Source organism: Sphingobacterium paucimobilis HER1398 (assembly GCF_000416985.1).
Taxonomy (GTDB): Bacteria; Bacteroidota; Bacteroidia; order Sphingobacteriales; family Sphingobacteriaceae; genus Sphingobacterium; species Sphingobacterium paucimobilis.
The window spans coordinates 121,716-142,039 of record NZ_ATDL01000002.1; the positions used below are offsets into that span (position 1 = coordinate 121,716).

At 38.3% G+C, this 20,324-nt stretch carries 15 protein-coding genes; 3 read left to right on the forward strand and 12 right to left on the reverse strand.

The window, feature by feature from the left end:
- The first annotated feature begins 3 nt into the window (after window positions 1–3).
- Window positions 4–681 carry an HAD family hydrolase gene (locus tag M472_RS44295; protein WP_021068454.1) on the forward strand — a complete coding sequence of 226 codons (678 nt, stop codon included), beginning with the start codon at window positions 4–6 and terminating at the stop codon, window positions 679–681.
- Window positions 682–759: 78 nt separating this feature from the next.
- Here M472_RS44295 and M472_RS24510 read toward each other — a convergent pair whose 3' ends face one another.
- From M472_RS24510 to M472_RS45935, 7 genes are all read right to left on the reverse strand, one after another.
- Window positions 760–2,004: an MFS transporter gene (locus tag M472_RS24510; protein ID WP_021068455.1), complete on the reverse strand. Its 1,245-nt coding sequence runs from the start codon at window positions 2,002–2,004 to the stop codon at window positions 760–762.
- A gap of 8 nt (window positions 2,005–2,012) precedes the next feature.
- Window positions 2,013–3,176, reverse strand: coding sequence for a galactonate dehydratase (gene dgoD, locus M472_RS24515; RefSeq protein ID WP_021068456.1), 1,164 nt, complete (start codon window positions 3,174–3,176; stop codon window positions 2,013–2,015).
- Between the two features lie 12 nt (window positions 3,177–3,188).
- On the reverse strand, window positions 3,189–3,965 hold the full coding sequence (locus tag M472_RS24520; protein WP_021068457.1) for an SDR family NAD(P)-dependent oxidoreductase: 777 nt from the start codon (window positions 3,963–3,965) through the stop codon (window positions 3,189–3,191).
- A 5-nt stretch (window positions 3,966–3,970) separates the two neighbouring features.
- Entirely contained in the window at window positions 3,971–5,455 is a 1,485-nt protein-coding gene (locus M472_RS24525; RefSeq protein ID WP_081643072.1) for a beta-galactosidase, read from the reverse strand.
- A 14-nt stretch (window positions 5,456–5,469) separates the two neighbouring features.
- Window positions 5,470–6,921, reverse strand: a complete 1,452-nt coding sequence (locus tag M472_RS24530) for a RagB/SusD family nutrient uptake outer membrane protein (RefSeq protein ID WP_021068459.1) — start codon at window positions 6,919–6,921, stop codon at window positions 5,470–5,472.
- A gap of 11 nt (window positions 6,922–6,932) precedes the next feature.
- The gene (locus tag M472_RS24535) at window positions 6,933–9,914 is read right to left on the reverse strand and encodes a SusC/RagA family TonB-linked outer membrane protein (RefSeq protein WP_021068460.1); all 2,982 of its coding nucleotides are present in this window, start codon (window positions 9,912–9,914) and stop codon (window positions 6,933–6,935) included.
- Between the two features lie 298 nt (window positions 9,915–10,212).
- Window positions 10,213–10,398: a LuxR C-terminal-related transcriptional regulator gene (locus M472_RS45935; protein WP_394330223.1), complete on the reverse strand. Its 186-nt coding sequence runs from the start codon at window positions 10,396–10,398 to the stop codon at window positions 10,213–10,215.
- Between the two features lie 438 nt (window positions 10,399–10,836).
- Here M472_RS45935 and M472_RS24545 point away from each other — a divergent pair, with 438 nt between their 5' ends.
- Both M472_RS24545 and M472_RS24550 read left to right on the forward strand, forming a co-directional pair.
- The gene (locus M472_RS24545; RefSeq protein WP_158499860.1) at window positions 10,837–11,802 is read left to right on the forward strand and encodes a PD-(D/E)XK nuclease family protein; all 966 of its coding nucleotides are present in this window, start codon (window positions 10,837–10,839) and stop codon (window positions 11,800–11,802) included.
- Between the two features lie 187 nt (window positions 11,803–11,989).
- A complete protein-coding gene (locus M472_RS24550; protein WP_021068463.1) occupies window positions 11,990–13,015 on the forward strand; it encodes an AAA family ATPase in 1,026 nt (341 codons plus the stop codon).
- A gap of 24 nt (window positions 13,016–13,039) precedes the next feature.
- Here the strand turns inward: M472_RS24550 and M472_RS24555 are convergent, their stop codons facing one another.
- The 5 genes from M472_RS24555 to M472_RS24570 form a co-directional block, all read right to left on the reverse strand.
- Window positions 13,040–15,460, reverse strand: coding sequence for a S8 family peptidase (locus tag M472_RS24555; protein ID WP_021068464.1), 2,421 nt, complete (start codon window positions 15,458–15,460; stop codon window positions 13,040–13,042).
- Window positions 15,461–15,941: 481 nt separating this feature from the next.
- Complete coding sequence (locus M472_RS24560) at window positions 15,942–16,958, reverse strand: hypothetical protein (RefSeq protein WP_021068465.1); 1,017 nt, start codon at window positions 16,956–16,958, stop codon at window positions 15,942–15,944.
- Window positions 16,942–18,684: a restriction system-associated AAA family ATPase gene (locus tag M472_RS24565; RefSeq protein ID WP_021068466.1), complete on the reverse strand. Its 1,743-nt coding sequence runs from the start codon at window positions 18,682–18,684 to the stop codon at window positions 16,942–16,944. Before M472_RS24565 ends, M472_RS24560 begins: the two co-directional genes overlap by 17 nt.
- Entirely contained in the window at window positions 18,684–19,964 is a 1,281-nt protein-coding gene (locus tag M472_RS0122325; protein WP_021068467.1) for a restriction endonuclease subunit S, read from the reverse strand. The genes M472_RS24565 and M472_RS0122325 overlap by 1 nt, the downstream gene beginning before the upstream one ends.
- A 45-nt stretch (window positions 19,965–20,009) precedes the next feature.
- Window positions 20,010–20,324 (reverse strand): ATP-binding protein (locus M472_RS24570; RefSeq protein ID WP_021068468.1); only part of this gene is annotated, 315 nt, incomplete at its 5' end.

A 20,324-nucleotide genomic window follows, 5' to 3' on the forward strand; every position in this document is an offset into this window, starting at 1 on the left:
AAGATGATATTTTTTGATATAGATGATACCTTAACGGATAGTGTAGCAGCCCACAACAGTGCTATTTTAGCTCTTGCAGAGCAGCATGGGCTGGACATTCAGGACCGCGAACTTGCAAAAGTGCACTGGTTTAACATCACAGAAGCATTTTTAGAACGGTTCTTCAAAAAACAAATAACACTACAAGAACAACGGGTGCAACGCCTGCAGGCATTTTGGAGTACCCATGGGGATGAACTGGATGAAGACACAGCTACTCAACTTTATCCTATATATCATCAACTGTACCTAAAAAATTGTTTACTTTTCCCGGATGTGAGCGAGAGTTTAGAAAAGATTAAAACCATGCCTTTAGGAATTATAAGCAATGGCGTTAGCGCAGATCAATATTTTAAACTAACCAATAACGCTATAGCTTCTTATTTTAGTATCATTGTTATTTCTGAAGATATTGGAGCAGCAAAACCAGATACAGAAATCTTTCAGCAAGCATGTGATCGAGCGGGGCTAGCACCTTCGCAGTGCACGTATATCGGAAACAGTTATACCCTTGACTATTGCGGCGCCAAAATTGCTGGTCTGCGAAGCCTATGGATTGATCGATTGAATGAGAATTATACAACGGATAAAGGAGATCACTTTACCCAAGTCGGTGAGGCTATAGCGCACTTAACTTCCTAATTATCCAAAATTTCAAGATTTGCTACAAAAAGGGGCTGTAATCACAACAGCCCCCAACATTTGATCACACACTCTATGCTAACATGTTTCCACCTTAGCCAGATCTCTTTTCATATAAAAGCGGTAGGCTACCCATAATACTATAGCACCGAAAATCCAAACTCCCGCTAAAAACGAGAATCCCATAGACAAGCCGAAAATAGGTTTAATATACCCCAATACAACGGGAGAAAAAGAACCTATAAAAAAACCCGTCATAATCATCACCCCTGATGCACTGGAATGATAGCGTGCCGGAACTACATCATACAATACAGAATACGTATTAGCATCAAAAAAAGCACGCATGAAACCAAAGCCCGCAAAACCGATATAAATCCATGTCAGACTTTGCGCATTACCCATTAATATGATAAATGGGCAGGCCAGCAACAATCCCATACTCTGTAAAAGTATACGATAACGTTTATCTTTTACCGCCAACTTATCAGAAAGCTTTCCGGCTAATATCACACCGATGAAAGCAAACACATGTGTATATACCATCGAATGAAATCCAGCTTGAGATAGCGAGAGACTAAAATTTTCATAGAGATAAGTTGGCATCCAGGTTAGGTATCCCGTCAAGCCAAAAATTAAGCAGCTAAAACCGATAGTAAGTATAAGAGCAGTTGGTGTCCCAAACACGATCTTAAATCCATCTAACAAGGATGGCATTTTTTCTTGGGAAACAGCATTATTGGCCTCTACAGGTTTATCTTTAAGCCTGAATATCATAACGATCCCATGGATCAGCCCCAACAAACCGAAGATATAAAATGAATAACGCCAGCCCCATCGCTCAGCGATATAAGAGGCTGCCAGACCACTCAAAATGATACCTAGGTAATAGGATGTCTGGTGAATAGACATCGCAAAAGCCCTGGTTTTAGTATGATACTGCGCTAAAAGCGAATAATTTGGTGGGCCAAAAAAAGCTTCACCTCCACCTGTTGCAATACTACGCAAAAGAATAAGCATAACCAATCCGGTAGCAAAGCCCGTAGACAACGTCGCTGCGCTCCAAAACAGAATACTAGCTACGACGATCCACTTTTTACTGTATCTATCACCGACGTAGCCCGCTATCGGCACGAAAAGTGCATACACCAAATTGAACAGGGTAGCAATAGCCCCTACCCCTACGTCGGTAAGACCTAGGTCTTCCCTTAGCAATGGTAGTACGATATTGAAAACCTGTCGATCCGCCTGGTTAAATAAAAATGCTACCCATAGTAGTGCTAGCACTTCCCACTTGTAGCCTGTTTTCTCCGTATTCACCATGGTTGATATTATTTAAAATAACTTGTTGAATCGGCAGGACGTATATCGGTAAGATCACCCTGATAATGACGCAAATTACGTGGAATGTACGGGTATTTTTCAATCTCCTCTTCGAAGAAATCAATCCCTAACCCCGGTTTATCGTTAATTTTCATAAATCCATTTTCGAAAAACACTTCCTCGTTACAGATATCTTTTCTATAAGCGACATCAGACGACATGGTCTCTAAAAGATAAAAATTAGGTGTACAAGCGGCTAGTTGCAATGTCGCCGCATTCGCAATCGGCCCACTAGGATTGTGCGGACAGATGGGTATATAATGCGTTTCGGCCATAGCGGCTATTTTCTTAAGTTCGCCTATACCACCCGCATGGGAAATATCTGGTTGCCAAAAGTCAGCACAACCATAGCGTAAAAATTCATTAAACTCATAACGATTATACAGTCTTTCTCCTGCAGCAATGGGCACCTTTGATTTTTTTCTGACCTCAGCAAGACCCTCTCTGTGATCTGGTGGAATAGGCTCTTCAAACCAAAGCACATCGAATTCAGCCAATGCATTCGCAATACGAATAGCCGAAGGGATATTAAAACGACCATGTCCTTCTATGAGTAGATCTGCCTTTCCTTTTACAGCCCCTTTTACCGCTTCCACACATTCCAAAGCCTGATAAAATACCTTCGGCGAGATATTCATATATTCCGAACCAAAAGGATCCCACTTCAAGGCAGTGAATCCATTGCCGACAGCTATCTTGGCCTTTTCAGCAAACTCCTCCGGCGTTTTGGAACCAGCGAACCATCCGTTAGCATAACAAGGTACTTTATCTCTCACTTTTCCTCCTAACAACTTATAGACAGGCACGCCCAAATCTTTACCCTTGATATCCCAAAGTGCCATTTCTACCGCAGACAGAGCGCTCATTAACACCGGCCCTACCCGCCAATAGGAATCTCTATACGCATCATGCCAAAAGGCCTCCACATCATGCGGGTCGCGCCCTACCAGATAACGTTCTAACTCCATGATAGCAGCCTCAACAGTCTTCTCGCGCATCTCTAGGGTTGCTTCTCCAACCCCGTAAATCCCCGAATCGGTATGTACTTTTAGAAATACCCAATTTGTTCTATAAGCATGGCATATAGCCGTCGTAATTTTAGTAACTTTCATAAATCAACTTCATTAAAAATCCACATCTATTGGCATATGCTGTGCCGAACAACCACCATCTACAACTAAACGCGAACCATTGATCACTTTAGCTTCATCCGACGCCAAAAACAAAACCGCATCAGCAATATCTTTCCCGTAGGCTTCTACCCCCAATGGTATATTTGTCCGTCTTCTCTCTTTAATAGCTTCGTCCAACACCTCCCAACGATTAGTAAAAATATAGCCCGGTGCGACGGTGTTTACACGAATACCCTTAGGCCCTAAATCGATAGCCATTGCTTTGGTAAGACCGTCGATCCCTGATTTACTCGCAACATAGGCTGCTCTGTTGTGTATGGCGCGTTTAGATACGTTCGAACCCATATTTACAATCACCCCTTTGTTTTCCTGCTTCAACATCCGGGAAACCGCCTGTTGGGACATCATGAAAGTACCCTGAAGGTTAACTTGAAGAACATTCCAGAAAAAAGAGGTCGGTATTTCTTCAAATGTTGGCCCTATACCTTGGTGACAGGCATTATTTACAAGTATATCGATACGACCATAAGCTTCATCTAGCGCCTTAAACATAGCTGAAACCTGCGCTTCATCAGATATATCAGCCACGTATTGCATAACGCTATCTTTATAGTGCACGCTTAATTCTTTATAAACTTCTTGCAAATCATCTTTCACATTGGAGTTGATCAACACCTTAGACCCCTCTTCCAAAAACCGCTTAGCAATCGCAACTCCTGTATTCTGGCTTGCTCCGGTTACAACTACAACTTTATTTTTAAACCTCATTTTTTTTATAATATTCCTAATTCCTCTTTATCATTAGATTTATCCTGCCCCTGGTCAGCTCCTTTTTGCAATTGCACATGCGCTCTTTCCACAAGCAACATCGGACTATCCCAAACCGGAAAATCTCTTAATTTGATGGCAGTACCCATATTGCGATACAATTGTTTGTTCATATCATAAACCTTACCGGTAACGACATCAACCAAAACAGGATCTTTTAACGGCAAATCCTTAATCTCAATATCTAAACGATCCCATTCGAGATCATCTGAAGGCACTTTATCATCGTACCACATCAAGGCACCAATAAGCTGATTATCTTTTTTCACACCTTCAATTGCGATACTTTTAAACGTATTTGCCTTATAGGCCAATCTTCCCGAAGCGGTTATTTCTGTCGGAAATAGATTGATCATATTTTTGACTGCGTAATAACTAGGACGTTTGTAGACTATCTTCTTTTCAAGATTAGTACGCAACAAACCAAAAGACTGGTGCATGTTAAAATACTGAAGATCCACCAAGGTGAATATCGAAGACCTGATTCCGAATGACCAATCATTAGCCATACGTCTTAAAAACCATTTTGCCTGACTAATTTCCGACCAAGGATGCTGATTCAACGCGTGTCCCCATTCTAAAACCGACGGACAACCATTCTCTCCCTGAAAAAGCTTTACTTTTGGATTATAAGATTTCGCTAGCTTGGTTAACGCATCTATATTATACCTAGCCTCATCTGGGTTATTCATATAGGGGTGAAAAGTAAGGTAATCCACAATATCTACCTTGTTGTTGGCTTTCAGGATTTCATAGACATCCTTCGTAAATTTAAGAGACAGGTTTCCCGAAAGCGCGAACGCCATAATGACGGCATCGGGTTGTTCCGACTTAATAACCTCGACAGTCTTCATCAACAAGTTAGCGTAGGCATCAGGATATTTAAGATTATCGCCTAGGTTCGGTTCATTCCACACCTCCCACTCCTTAATCTGGTGCTTATAGCGCTTCACGGTTTGACGCACATAGTTCAACCAGCCGTCCATGGTTTCCTTGTCGGTAAAAATCTTGGCTCCCAGTTTCTCATTTGAGCTATAAATAGGATTACCGTAACATAATACCATCCAGGGCTGCACATGCCTGGCTTTCATATCCGTTACGATTACATCAAGCCATTCAAAATCGTATTTCCCTTTTTTAGGCTCACACTTGGCCCAGCCGCTCTGTATACGAGCATGTTTAGCTCCTAGCTCAGACAGATAACTTTTGTATGCATTATAGTCGGCATAGTTGCGATCCAATGTTTCGCAACCGATAGACCAGTATGAATCTGCTATCTTGTCCGTCTGTATATTTTCCACTTTGCCGATAGTGAGCATATTAGGCGAAATGCTATTAAACTTTTCCCACATCACTTCGCGGTACTGCGCAAAACCAGACATCGTGCACAAAAGGCTCAAACCTACCGTTAACAACTTTTTCTTATTCATTTTATATTTTAAATTTAATATCCAGGATTTTGATCCTTTGTTTCATCAATTGCCTTATTATAAAAATACTCAGCATTTGGAATTGGCCACAACAGATGTTTTTGAGCTACAGTTTTATTATGATTCTTTAAAATAGCAGCCTCTAATCGGCCGGTACGTTTTAATTCCAAAAATCGCTTACCTTCACAAAAAAGCTCATACATTCTTTCCCTATCCAGCAGATCCAGAAATCCTTCTTTTGAAGGATACTGAACTAAACTAAAATCCTTTACGGAAGGGACTTCCGTGTTTAAGCCATAAGCTCTTCGATGCAACTTATTAACAGCTTCTAAAGCATCAGCTGTACCTTTACCCTCAACTTGACAGGATGCTTCCGCAAAAAGCAAGAGCAAATCAGCGTATCTATATATTGGGTAATCAGTACTCAAGCCCAAAGTTTTATCAGGCTCAATAAACTTCTTATAAAGCATCGTCGTTTTCGACCCCAGGCCTATGTCCATATTATACAAATTGTATTTCTTTCTCAAATCATTTGGATCCCACTGTACGATCTCTTTATTTTTAACACTATCCGTATACAATCCATAAGCTCCGTCACCGCCGTAGTATGGAGATTTAGGATGGTGTAGCATGAAAACAAAATTGCTAGGTTTAGTTCCTGTAAATTTAATATAAAATATCTCCTCCTTGGTATTGATCACATCCGGTCCAAATATCTTGTAATAATCGTCCGATTTTGTAACTTGTAATAATGCAAATTGATTCGCATCAATAACTTCCTTGGCTTTATTCATCGCCTCTTCCCAGCGTTTAAGGTTTACAAGAACATCGGCATACATTGTTTTAGCAGCCCACTTGGTAGCCCTCCCAATCAATGTTTGTACTTCAGGCAAAAGCGTTTCGGCCTCCTTAAGATCATTTTCTATCTGTGCATAGACCTCTTGTTCGGTGGCTCTTGCTAAATCAGCTTGCCCCATATTAGTTTCTGTTCGAATAGGCACACCAGACCAATGCCTCACCAAATAAAAATAGCATAATGCTCGCATAAATTTAGCCTCAGCAACTAACTTTTGAACTTCAGTTTCACTTACGCCGTTATCCAAGGCACGCTGCTTATTTGCAACAACAAGGTTTGCGTTACGAATGGAGAGGTAAAAATTAGTCCACATATCTCCTACACGATTTACATTCGTTGCATCTAGCCCATTGAAATCCGTTACAGAGGCATACGATCCTCGTCCATAACCGTAATCCAACTGAGACATCTGAATAGTATGGTAATGCCGACCAAAAACGGCTTGATTTGCCTGTAAAGGAACATATGTAGCCATAACCGCAGATTCCATTTCAGCGGCCGTATTGTAAAAATTTTCAGAAGCGATTTCTTTCGGAGACTCATCCAAGAAATCTTTGCATGCCCCTGTAATAAGAAGGGCCATTATAAAAGGAAAGAATTTTAATTTCATAATAATCGTTATTAAAGCCCTAATTTTACACCAAACGAAAATGATTTTGCCACAGGGTAAGCATAATGATCTATACCTTGATTCAGAGAATTAGCACCACCTTTTGTATTTACCTCAGGATCAAACCAAGGGTATTTTGAAATAGTTAATAAGTTTTGGCCGCTCACATAAAACTGTAACCTTTTTATCGCCTTCTCACCCAGCCATACCGAAGGTACATTATAAGAAAGTTGGACATTCTTAAGTCGTAAGTAGGATCCATCATAAACAAAACGATCCGACATCATCGTTGAACTTGTACGACTTATTTTGGGATACATTGTATTGGTATTTTCTGCTGTCCAATTACTATTTAAAACTTCACGTAATGTATTCAACCCTTGTCCAAAATCCATAGTCTGTGCCGCCATACTCAAGCTATAAATATCATTTCCTTTAGACCCCTGTACAAAAACAGACAAATCGAAATTCTTATAGGTCATATTTGAATTAAGTCCATAGGTAAATTTAGGATTAGGATTACCTATATAAGTTTTATCAGCCGTCGTTATCTTACCATCTGCATTCAGATCCTTATACTTTATCTTACCCACATCCGTGTAACCATCCTCTACATACCCATAGAATACCCCCATAGGCTGTCCTTCACGAACGAGATTCAAATTATCATTCAATATCGTAATATTTAAAGTACTCCCCAGTATATCTTGTCCTTCGTACAACTTCTTAACCTTATTCTTATTAAATGAAAAATTGGTAGTGAGATTCCATTTAAAATCTGTGTCCCATACTCTTGCATCAATCAAAAACTCGAAACCTTTGTTCTGCATTTGTCCTATATTCTGTATGGTGGTTACGTAACCAAGAGATCTTGGTAACTGCACTGCATTTAATAAGTCACGCGTATTCTTCACATAATAGTCGGCTGTAAACCGCAGCCTATCCTTCAAGACAGAAAAATCAATTCCGAAATTTGTCTGCTCGGTTGTTTCCCATTTCAGATTAGCGGGCAACCTATTACCTGGCGCAAAGGCATTAAAAAGATTATCATTGAAGACAGCCTTAGACCCTGCAAGCATATTCAGCGTATAATAGGGGTCTATTGCAGTACTACCTGTTTGGCCATAACCCAATCTCAGTTTTAAATCATTCACAAAACCCAGGGTTTTGACAAACTCTTCTTCGGACAACCGATAAGCTAGCGCAGCGGATGGGAAATACCCCCACTTGTTACCTGTACTATACCGAGAAGAACCATCGGCACGTAAACTAGCTGTAAATAATAGGCGTTCATCAAAATCATAATTAATTCTTCCGAGATAAGATAGCATGGTCCATTTGGTGTATCCTGAACTGGGTGTATTGATAATAGACGCCGAACCAATGTTATCGGTCTCGTATACATCGCTCAAAAAACCAGAACCGGACAAAGATACCGGACGCGCGATGTACATATCAGCAGTAGTGCCCACCAAAGCTAAAAACTGATGTTTTTCATTCCATGCGTTTTTGTACTCTACGGTCGCAGAACCATTATACTCACTCGTATTACCTAAATCTATAGCCGCTTTGCCAATAGACTCTGGATATTTACTACTTGTATAATTGTCCGATCTCGAATCAACATTAGTCAAGTTTGCACCCAAATTAAAGGTTAGATCCTTTAACGGAGAATAGCGCAATCCACCATTTAATATTACCCTATTTGCCATCCACTTGCTAGAAACCTCATTAATGTATGCAATAGGATTAATAAGACCATCTGATACAAACGGATAAGTAGAATTCAACAAACGGTAAGATCCATCTTCAAGATAAGGTCCCACAGTAGGTAATGCACCTGGAATAGCGCTCATCAGCGATCCTCCACGAAGACCAGCGCTAGGATATCCATTTTTACTATGCGATTTGTTTAACAAAGTATTCATAAAGACGCTAACCTTAGGATTAATTTGATGATCTATGGTTCCTCGCACATTAATACGTTGAAAACTATTATTCCTTACAACCCCCTTTTGATCATAAATAGCAGAAGAAAGCGAAAACTTAGTTTTATCGTTCCCTCCTAACACCGCTATGTTGTAATCATGTAGAGGAGCCGATTGAAACAATAAATCCTGCCAATCATACTGCGAAGCATTTGCAATATCTTCGGCCGAAAAGAATTCTCCACCATTATCATTTTTTTGCTGAATATTCATTAATTGCATGTACCCTTTTGCATCGAGTAAATCCAACTTCTTTCGTACCGATTGGACGGTATAGTTTCCATTATATTCAACTCTTGTTTGTCCTGCCTTCCCTTTTCTAGTTGTTACTATCACTACACCGTTAGCTCCACGAGACCCATAGATCGCTGTTGCGGAAGCATCTTTGAGCACTTCGATATTTTCAATATCGCTAGTGTTTAACATATTGGAGTTGCCCGGAAAACCATCAATTATCCATAAAGGCTCGTTGTCTCCACGAACAGAATTTGCACCGCGAATACGGATCTGAATTCCAGCCCCCGGTTGCCCTGAGTTCTGTTGTACCTGCACCCCAGCAGCTCTCCCCTGCATAGCCTGAGCGACGGTGGCATTTGGAAAAGCTTGGAGTTCCTTTGCCGATATCGAAGACACAGAACCGGTAAGGTCTTTCTTTTTGACCGTACCATATCCAACAGCAACCACCTCTTCAAGCAAGTTATCTTTCGGCACTAACATTACCGTAAATCCATTTGCATCTTTAAGGACAACTTCCTGATTTTGATACCCAACAAAAGAAAGCAAAAGTGTGGCCCCAACAGGGAGATCACTGAATTTGAAAACACCTTTCTCGTCTGTTTTGAAAGTTTTAGCCGTTCCGACAACTTTTACAGTTGCCCCCTTAATAGGAACACCTTGTTCATCTTTAACCAGCCCCTGCCCCGCTCCCTGTTGTCCTAAAGCAAGTTGCTGAAGCAGGAAAGCGCCTAAAAGCAGTGAATAGTTTTTCCATTTAGTCTTATTCATTTTAGAAAATGTAGTTTTATATTAGGTTTATTTATAATTCGAACATGCAATCGCTAAAACAATCAATACTGTAGTGTACTGTGGTTGTAAAACTATGTTTATTTTTTTTACTTTCAAAATTTAGATTAAAATTTAATAATTTATTAACACGTTATTTTCAAGAAGTTATTAAATACAACAACGGCTTCAACATCCTCGGGCTTCAAATCCCCTTTACGATACAATCAGACTCACCAAACAAATTCTTATGCTAAACAATACATAGACATTCCAAGCTTGCAGGTTATTTTTTGTACGTTTAAGAAAAACAACAGAAATATGTCACACGTTGAGTATAAATATGCACCGGTATTGGTTGCTTTTTACGATGTACGTGAACAGTTTGTACTGAAATGAATAGCGTATCTGCAATTTGCCTACTCGTTAATCCTTTGGCTAATAAATCCAATACTTCCAACTCACGCTTTGATAACTTTGTGACCACCGATGGGTTTTCATCCTTTGAGAGATGGATCTAAAAATAATCATTTCGCTTACCGAATCCCGTTACCAACACGATATAATAATTACTTTTTGTAATATACTGTATGTCCTTAGCCAATCTTATGGATTGATGATGAAACAAATGATAGCTTCCATCATGTATTCGCATCCGAAAATTATAGGAAGTCTTCAGGTAATGATGATTCTTAAAACCAACATCCGCTATTTTCTACAAGGTAGCCTCTTCAGCATTCATGACAAAGTCCAAATCTTCCGGATGTACATAACTGATTGATCATATCTTTTAGCATTTTGGGCTGTTACTATCCCCATGTATAGCTAAAATATTATCGCAAAAATGTCCTAATGAGTAATCCTACATATTTACGATAAAATAATAATAAGGCCCAATTGACGTCACATGGACTTAATAATTAAAATGCATATAGATTTTAACCTATATAAGACTAATGTATCTGGTACTTCTTTGTTCAATACTTATTCGGAAAAGTGTAATGCTGTTATCATTGAAAATAAAATTTACGCCGGAGATAGCAACCATAAGGACACGGTTGATGAAGTTGGTGATGGTGCATCTGACATCAAGGTCGGTTATAAAGGTCAGCTAGAAAGATATTACAATACGGTATCTAACGGCATAAATAAAAAAGGTGATGACACGGACTTAAAAAGAAATGTGAGACAGGTAGCGTACCTTACATTGGCTGGACACCACCCTACGAAGGAAAGCATCGGCATGTTGCCAATTGAACCAAAGATAATCTCCTACATCGACCATATCAGCAAATGTTTGGAGCAGTGTGCTGCAATGATCGATAATACGTCTCCAAAACTGAGTACTGACATCCGGCAATATAGACAACTGGTGATAAGACTGACGAGCGAGGTTCCTCAGGTTTTAAAGAATCAAGCTGTAATTTCGGATAAGATTGATATTGCTTGGGAACTAGAAAATAGTGACAAATTTTTCACAAGTGATATGGCTCCGATATTCAATCATGTAAAGTGGCATACGATAGATGACTTTTTTAACGAATTGGCCTATGCTTTGGAGCAACAGGAAAACTGTAATGTAGTATCTAGACCTGATCCAGAAAGTGTTACGAAAGTAGCGCATAGTAAGGGTAGATCGACGCATATGCTGATTCTGACTTTTGTTCTGAACGGTAACTCGATGCAGATCGTAAGTGATTCCAAAGGCTTTACTCTAGGTAATCTGAGTACTATGCAATGGGATAACATCAAAGGTGTAGATGTGAAATTAAATGACTTTAGCAAAGAAGGTACCTTTCGTATGATTAAGGGGTCGGATAGAGAGATAGTAGTTTCGGAAATAGTAAGCTTCACTTTAGAAAACTACAATAAACTGAAAAAGGTTTTTTAGACCTGTAATAGACAAAAGGTGTTAAAGTATTGGAAGGCGACGGAGAATTAGGCAAATTGAAATGATTATACCGTACTATTGTATATTGATCCCAATTTGCTTAAATTTATTAAGTAAACTTAAATGAGTTTAGTAGAACTCAACTATTTCGTACCTTTACAGTCGCGAATTGATAGCAATCGATAAAATGGGACAACAGGATTATATAAAAGACATCGCACGCTTTGGGTTGGAAAACGACCAAGAGAAACTATTGTCCACGTTGAACGAATTTATCGAGCACAATAAGAATAGTAAAAAGGTAAACTTTGCCCTACAGTTGCAGTCACTATTGAAGGATAGCATCCGCAAGCAGCAGCATAACTCGCTGCAAAAGGTGGGATCGCCATCGCACTACCAGCAGATACAGGACAGAGAGACGGATGAGCTGATACTGGAGAAACTGACATCGGACTATAGTCTGGACAATCTGGTGTGTACGCCATCTGCTAAGGATAAACTGGTCAACTTTCTAGAAGAGCACCGCAACAGCGAGCTGTTATCTAAGTATCAATTGCCGATATCGAACAAGCTACTGCTATATGGCCCATCGGGCTGTGGTAAAACCTTGGCCTCGTATGTGATAGCAGGGGAACTGCAAAAGATGATGATCGTGGTCAATCTGGGTGCTATTGTATCATCCAAACTGGGTGAGACGAGCAAGAACCTAGCAAAGATATTCCGTAAGGCGGCACAGGAGGATTGTATCATCTTTATCGATGAGTTTGACTCGCTGGGTAAGGTACGAGACTATAGCCAGGATCATGGCGAGATGAAGCGCGTGGTGAATACGATATTGCAGCTCTTCGACTATCTGCCACAAAGCAGTATGGTAGTATGTGCGACCAACCAAAAGGACATGCTGGATGAAGCGCTGTTGCGTAGGTTTGATCTGGCAATCTCTTTGGAGCTACCGGATCAGCAACAGATACATGAACTGATCAGACTGGTACTGAAAGAGGGGCAGTTTGGATTTGACCGTAAGGTATCTCTAAAAAAGCTTATCGAAGTGGCTCAGGGTCTCTCCTACTACAGTATACAGAAGACACTGATCAATGCGATAAAGAGGAGCCTCTTCGCAATGAAGGATAAGAAGACTATAAAGCCTACGATAGATACGCAGATCTGGCATGATCTGCTGATACAGGAAAAAGAAGCCTTGGCCGTTGAATAAGCCGAGGCTTTTTTTTGAACTGTTTTATGCTTCGGCCTCGAGGTCTTGGTCTGCAGATAAGATATTCTCTATTTCATTTATAGCCAACATCTCATCATACAGCTTTCCAGTTGGTTTTTTCAATGTCTCTTCGATAGCTATAGCAATAGAAAATCTATTGTCTTTTTGATAGGCTGTATCCTCTCCTGGTCTTAATTGCGGATGGGTAAAGCAATGAACTCCTATCTTAAATATGCCCCTTTCATCTAACAATTCATCGACATTGACAACAAAACTTAATTTCTGAGTATTGGAAAAGGGATTGGGCTTTTGTTTGAAACGACTATTCTGGCTCCACAGTGGTCCTGATTTCAGTTTGGATTTATTATCTTTTTCTTTGATCACAATACCTGCCCCTTCATGATTTTTAAAGAAGCCAAAAGCTATCAAAACGGGACAATAGCCTAGTTGACTCTCTCTAATGGGAAGAAATTGGTAGGAAATAGTCGCTGTAACTCCTAAAATCCGATTTCTTTTCTTCAAATCATCTGTCACTAAATATTTAGGAAAGTTCAAAGGTATCACCTTCAGATCCCCATTATCTATAGTATCCTCTACAATAAAATTGATCATATCGCTATCGGAATAGATAGCTCGCTCGGTATGCAAACATCCGTGCCCCACTAGCATCTGTTTGTCCCTAATTAAATCGTCAATCGTTTTGTCTGAACAATGGTTGAGCATCAGTGCTTTTATGGAGGAGGCACTAACATTAGGGTAGTGTTTTTGGATCTGCACAGCGACGTTGGCGGCTAAGGGAGTGGCAAAACTCGTTCCGAACAGTCTATAGAAGCTCTCGGTAGGATCTGCTGAGAGTAAGAGCATACTCCCCTCACCTATATCGGTAAGCCAACCTCTCTCGTAACAATAATCACCCCCCGCCATAACGAGGTCTGGTTTGAATAAAGTCTTGTTGACTTTGGCCCTGCCTTTGAGCAACTCATGTTGATAATGACCTGTGCGACTATAAATCGTAGGGTACTCTGGTCCATTGGCTATACCTATATGCCCTCCTACACCTAAAGAATCTGAACAAGCTCCTACAGTCACATTGTTGAGCGATTCTGCTGGGCTGCAAAGGTTGGCTTCCTCTTCGGCGAAATACGCTGTATCATAAGCTTCATTCGTCCGAAAGATGGCATCCGAATTATTACCTGTTGATATAAAGATTAAACAGTCGTTCTCGAAGGAAAATTTGTCCAGCGCGTATGCATAGCTTGAATAGTGCTCGTTAAACTTCTTGCTTTGATGAAAGTTAATGGTCAAGGTGAATATCTTGATCTGGGGATATTTTTGCTTGGCTATAGTCAATAACTCTAAGGTACGGCTGATCGATATTGCAGCGTTATCGCTATCAATAATCTTGATAGGAAGCAAGCGACAATGTGGGGCAAGGATACCTCTATATTCGCGACTGACCGCTTCTCCGCCTAAAGCTACTAGAGCTGCTACGGCCGTACCATGTCCCCTCCCTCTATCTACATTGTCTTCTCGGACTGATGTGGTAGTCAGATTTAGGTCTTCGTCTAACACTATCAATGGCGCTAAAGGTGTACGGTCGTCTACCCCCGAATCTATAACTCCTACTAAAGGAAGATTATCTACAGCAGCGATTTCGAATCCGTAATCCCTATCTGGTGCATTGAACGCATTAGGGCGGATTATTGTGGCTCTTCCTGAGGTAACCTGTAAAAAGATATCGAAGTTATCGATGATGTCTTCTAAGTTGAACGCTTCGGTATTGTATATCTCGATAATACCGATTTCTTTATTTTTGATATACGCAATCCCCTGCGTGTTAAGATAGTCTTCTAAACTTTGTATTAAAGTCTCTAGTTCACGATTGTGGACCATAAGGTCTGCTATCTTTAAAATAAAGACGTCTGCTGTAACATCTGTTTTTATGATGTCTTCTGAAGTGAGCAGTTCAAAATCTTGTATATAGTGTATGAGTTTGGGGTATTTTCTACCTTGATGATCTTGCCCATTACGGATTACAGAATCGACCGCGGTTAAAAATGCATTGAACTTGTCTATATTATTGTCCGTCACAGCAAACAACACAGAAGTTCCGAAATTTGTAACTTCAACTGCTTCCAGTCCAAACTCTTGATACCACCGACCAAAGTAATCATGTACGGCAAACTGTCCGAAAAAATTAATTCGAATGAAGTCTACGTGAAGTGGTACCTCTAAATAAACACTCCTACGTGCCGTTCTTTGAGCTCTATCAGCATTAAACTTTGTATAGGATCTTTGTAAGTTTTGACCTATTCGCACATAGTCATCAGGTTTCTCATTTTCTTCTTTGTCTTTCTTGTCATCACCGAAGCCGTAGTTGTATTTCATCTTTACCGAATCATTCTTTTGGATGCGGGTGTTGAGCAGGACATGTGGTTTCTTCATAATTTTTGAAAAGCTTATAGTTTATGAATCGGTTATTCTTCAATATAGCTGAAAACGAACAGTTAAACAAATTATATTGTATAAAAATACAACACGGATAGATACCAGTTGTAAGGGAAACCGTAGCACTATCGGTTCTACTAAGATTAAATTTAAAAATCGGATTCTAGCCAACTAACCATGGCTACCACAGCAAGAAGGTGATCGGACAACCATTCGCCGATCTACCATCTAATTAAGTATTACCTACTAATAAGCTTTTCTTTTGTTCCTGATAAAACATTCAATAAGGTATTGGCGTCAGACATAGAAAGGAAGACATTAGAATTAGAATCATGTTGGAGAACGATTGAAAAAAAACGTCATTAGTAACAGAAAAACACAATATCACAAACAAAAATTAATAGATTTATAAACAAGAAACACTCCTTAGCGGTTTCTCCTGATTAGTTTGAAGGCATACATTCAGGACGATACAATTTCATAAATCATGATATACAGCCAACCATTCAGGCTTATTCAGAATTTCTTTTAAGAAAGAGGCCTTTAAAAATTTTCTATCATCATACCTGTCCATAGTGTATTCTTCGACAACATCAGACACAACTTCGGCATAGGTTAGATTATGATTTCTCTTTCTACTTTTTTCAAATTTAAATTTTAGCAGTCTTAATTCAGAGTAACTAAACTGTCTTATTTCCTCATTGTATCTTGTTTTGATTCCAAATAACCAGTCCCACGTATCGACTTTATCTGCGTCATTATTGAAACCAATTAAAACTTCGCTTTGGTTCAATAGTGAAAAATTGGTGGAATCCGAATCATTTATGTTAACGTTAACTTCGAACTCATTATCTAAAGGTTTAAAAGGATAAAATGATGTCCTTTTGTTTTCAAAAGGATTTTTTACTGTTTTCCATTTTTTATTACACTTACTACATAAAGGAGGTAAATTCCTAAAGTTTACAGAAGCAAAAGGATACTCTGCTTTAGGTAAGTAATGATCATTATCTTCTCTGAAAGGTGACTCTTTTCGTTCAATTCTGTTTAGTCCACAGCAAGGGCAAAAATCATAATTTTCATTATTTTCTACTAGGTTGTTATAATAAACTAGCTTTTCTCTCGAACTAATTAGATCATTATAAAATCGGACCAATAAAGGTTTCATTCTTTCCGTAACTACAGGATGTAATGTGTTCAGTTCAATTGGACTGAATGCTCCTTCGCATAAAGATTCAACATCATTATTGACAAAGAATGCCTCACGAATTGCAGCTCTTTCATCATCAGTCAATTCCTTACATATCTCGTAGATTTCATCTACCGCTATTTTTACCCAATCTCTTGCTAAATATATAAGCTCAAATTCATCCGATAATAAATCTTGACAACTTTGTCCATCAGCTGCATTACACCAAACATTACAAATCAACTGTTGGACGTGAGTTTGGTATATAAAAATGGTATGATTATCTAATGGTTTATAAGTTCTTAACATTTGGATTATCTTTAAGTTTTCTATTCAGCTGAGATAATACCATGTCCTTTTCTATAGACTCTCCAAATTTTGTCAGTGTAGCTTTTGCTTTAGCAATTTCTTCTGGTGTAGTTATTTCATCAATATTTATTTTTTCAATTTCTGAAAATGATAAATCTCCAATTGATTGATTATAATCAAAAAGTTTATCTAAAATCAATTCAACAGATGTTCCATATGTATTGAAAGCATTGTCCAGTTCTGAAACTTTTTTAGCAGATGTTTTTCCATTTTCCTCTTTCTCAAACAGAATTACATTATCAGGCAAACAATCAGATATAATGAAAGGAGAATGAGAAGTTAATAATACATCTTTCAGCAAATGTACATTGAAATCATTTCCTTTATTTCCAGCTTCAATACTATCATTCAAAACCTTTACAAACTTTGCTCTCCAACTTGGATTGAAATGGGTTTCTGGTTCATCTAACAATAACAGAGTTCGTCTATCTTTAAGCAAAAGACAAATCCCCATAGTGTGAATAAATTGATGCTCTCCATCTGAAAAGCTTCTTAGTAACAAATCCTTTTTTTTTCCAGTTTTCTTTAATTCTTTTGTGATATAGAAATCTAAGAAGTGAAATACATCTTGGGATGGACTTGGTGTTGGTAGTTTACCATCTGTATATACACCTTTGGAGCGATACACATCAGCTTTAGTTTTTTCGTCAATGAAATAGTTATTTAGCTCGTATAATAAACGGAATAGATGAAAGCATTCTAAAGCATTACTAAAATGACTTCTAAAAGCTTCTTTAGTTGCTTCATCAACATAGAAGTCCAACGATAAGGTATTTGTTTTATAGTCTAAAAACCACGAGGTAGAGCATTTTTTTAGAAAATCAAGCTGTCTTTGTTCAAGCAGTTCCATAATTTCCTTTTTTTGAAGTTTTCCCTTATTATCCTCATATTCAAAATCGTGAAGATGAATATTAACTCTAAAGCTTCTCAAGCCTAAAATCCCTGTATTATCTACTGATCTAAGAGGGGCTAAAGCGTCATCTTTCTCAAACAGTAAGCATGTTAAAAGTACAGCTTGGCTCATATTACTGTCAATATAAATCAAACTATTTTCTGCTTCATCATAATCATTATAATTGTCTCTTATAGCTTGTAAATATTCATCTAAATGGATTAAACGACTTTTTATAAATGGCAAACTTAAGATCTCATTTTCTCCTGATGAATACCCTATAATATGAGCAGGCAAATATGTTTTTCCTTCTGCTGCGGATTCCTTATTTTTTGAAGGCACTAAAGAGACTTCCCTTCTTTCGACTGATTCATCAAACGGAAAAGATTGAATGAACATTTGCGGTTCTTTTCCTTCTTTTTTAATAATCGTTACTTTGTCAAAATAGTAAAGGGCATAACATTTCCTATTATGTTGACCAATTAGATATTCTAATGTGAAAGCATCTGGTGTACATTCAGCTCTTTTAAAGTTGTCCGGATTTTGAATACTCTGAGGTAAATATCTGGCCACACAAACTTCCAAATGATAAAAAATATTTGCCAGTGCTTCTAATACATTTGACTTTCCACTACCGTTTAATCCTGCAAAACAAAAAGGACGAAAATGCTCCATAGCTTCAGTGTCTGCCAAAGAATGAAAGTTTATTTCAAACCCCTGTTGAAGGCTTCGAAATCCTTCTTTATTTTCTATTCTTAACCTAAGTAATTTCATTAAACAGTCAGTTTCACGCGTTTGGAATCATTATCAAAGACTTGTTTTATTTTATCTTCTTTGAGAAGTTCGAATACAAATTCTTTTGCTTTATCATAAAGCCTTTGATCATAAAACCTATTGTCATTCAGCTCATGTTTATCCAATCTTTTTAGCAATAGTTTTATAGTTTCTTTATTGCTATTTTCTTTAAAAAATGTATAATCATTTTCCAATAACATTTCTAAATCAACCGCTGTATTAAAATCTAATTCCCCTTTAAAAGCCAATTGCGAGATTGAACTAAATAATTCAGAAATATGTTGGTGTGATTTTTTTAGTATTTCTTTTAATCTCGTGTATTTTAAATATGTCTTTTCAAATTGTTCTTGTAACTCTATTGGTGGATATGGAATTATAATATTCTTGAATTTATCCATTGAAATATTAAGCATAGAACCACTTGATCCGGTAGCAATTGATAAAAATGTTTTTCTGACATCCTTATTTTGCAATACATAATGCAGAAAAGTCTTTTTTATCACAGATTCATCTGTTTCAACTTTCCATATCTTATCGGGTAAAAAGAGACTATCATAGTCTGTATCTACAATACAAGTAGCACCAACCAACTCTAGTGTATTTGCTCTGCTAAAAAGCAAATCACCTTTTTTTGGATGAATGATTTGACGCTTAATAACATCTTTCTTGACCGCCTTAAATTCATTCGCATTGAAAAAGCCTTTTGTAACAGCACTTATTTTCAATACACCTAATTCATCATCTTCCAAAAGCTTATTTTCTTCTCCACTATAACTTGTTCCAGAAGACAATTTGGTTAAACTATTTCCAATAGTATCTAATAATTTCCATCGATTTGGTCTTTCTATAGGATTACCAAACGTATCAAGAAAAATGGCTCTTAGTAACTCATCATATCTAGCAATGGTTTCTTCGCGCTTAAAAATAATAGATTTCACTTTTTCCAAAATAGCCACTATTCTGTTTTGTGTTTCAATATCAGGAAGATCTATTCTTTGTTTTTCTACAACAGAAAGAGAGATATTCTTTAGGATTGCCCCTTTACTTTGAGAAGAGAGAAACTCTTGGTTATATTCTAACCAAAATTTCAAATAATTAATATTTAATATTTCACTATCCTTTGCCCGTATGCCTAATATTGCTTGATTTGTTGACGCCTCTACTCCAAGAATAGCTGTTTTGCCAACAGATCCATACATAGCCAACAACAATGTTCCCTTTGGGTATTTCGGAGTGTTGATGCCAGTGATTTCGGTCAAACCGTGCCACTCAAAAGATCATACAATTATATAAAAAAGCTGTGATTATTCCTTTTTCAATATTCCTTTTCTTAAGGATTCACCTTTCAGGTCTATCCTATGCGAGGAGTTTACGATCCTGTCCAGTATTGCGTCAGCGATAGTCCCTTCACCGCCGATGATTTCATACCAGGCTGATACCGGTATCTGGGAAGATATTATGGTGGATCTTTTGCCATGCCTATCGTCTATGATATCCATCAATGTTTCCCGATCCTGGTTATCGAAGGCCTGCAGTCCGAAGTCATCGAGTATCAAAAGTTCCGACTTGGTCAGTTTTTCCAGCTCCTTGAGATATGTACCGTCAACCTTGCTCAGTTT

Bases quoted from the DNA above. Each gene is read 5' to 3' on its own strand.
- M472_RS24560 (WP_021068465.1), bottom strand. From the start codon at position 16,958: ATGTTAAGAACTTATAAACCATTAGATAATCATACCATTTTTATATAC.
- M472_RS24535 (WP_021068460.1), bottom strand. From the start codon at position 9,914: ATGAATAAGACTAAATGGAAAAACTATTCACTGCTTTTAGGCGCTTTC.
- M472_RS24510 (WP_021068455.1), bottom strand. From the start codon at position 2,004: ATGGTGAATACGGAGAAAACAGGCTACAAGTGGGAAGTGCTAGCACTA.
- M472_RS24520 (WP_021068457.1), bottom strand. From the start codon at position 3,965: ATGAGGTTTAAAAATAAAGTTGTAGTTGTAACCGGAGCAAGCCAGAAT.
- M472_RS24555 (WP_021068464.1), bottom strand. From the start codon at position 15,460: ATGAAGAAACCACATGTCCTGCTCAACACCCGCATCCAAAAGAATGAT.
- M472_RS24550 (WP_021068463.1), top strand. From the start codon at position 11,990: ATGGGACAACAGGATTATATAAAAGACATCGCACGCTTTGGGTTGGAA.
- M472_RS24525 (WP_081643072.1), bottom strand. From the start codon at position 5,455: ATGAATAAGAAAAAGTTGTTAACGGTAGGTTTGAGCCTTTTGTGCACG.
- M472_RS24545 (WP_158499860.1), top strand. From the start codon at position 10,837: ATGCATATAGATTTTAACCTATATAAGACTAATGTATCTGGTACTTCT.
- M472_RS24530 (WP_021068459.1), bottom strand. From the start codon at position 6,921: ATGAAATTAAAATTCTTTCCTTTTATAATGGCCCTTCTTATTACAGGG.
- M472_RS44295 (WP_021068454.1), top strand. From the start codon at position 4: ATGATATTTTTTGATATAGATGATACCTTAACGGATAGTGTAGCAGCC.
- dgoD (WP_021068456.1), bottom strand. From the start codon at position 3,176: ATGAAAGTTACTAAAATTACGACGGCTATATGCCATGCTTATAGAACA.
- M472_RS24565 (WP_021068466.1), bottom strand. From the start codon at position 18,684: ATGAAATTACTTAGGTTAAGAATAGAAAATAAAGAAGGATTTCGAAGC.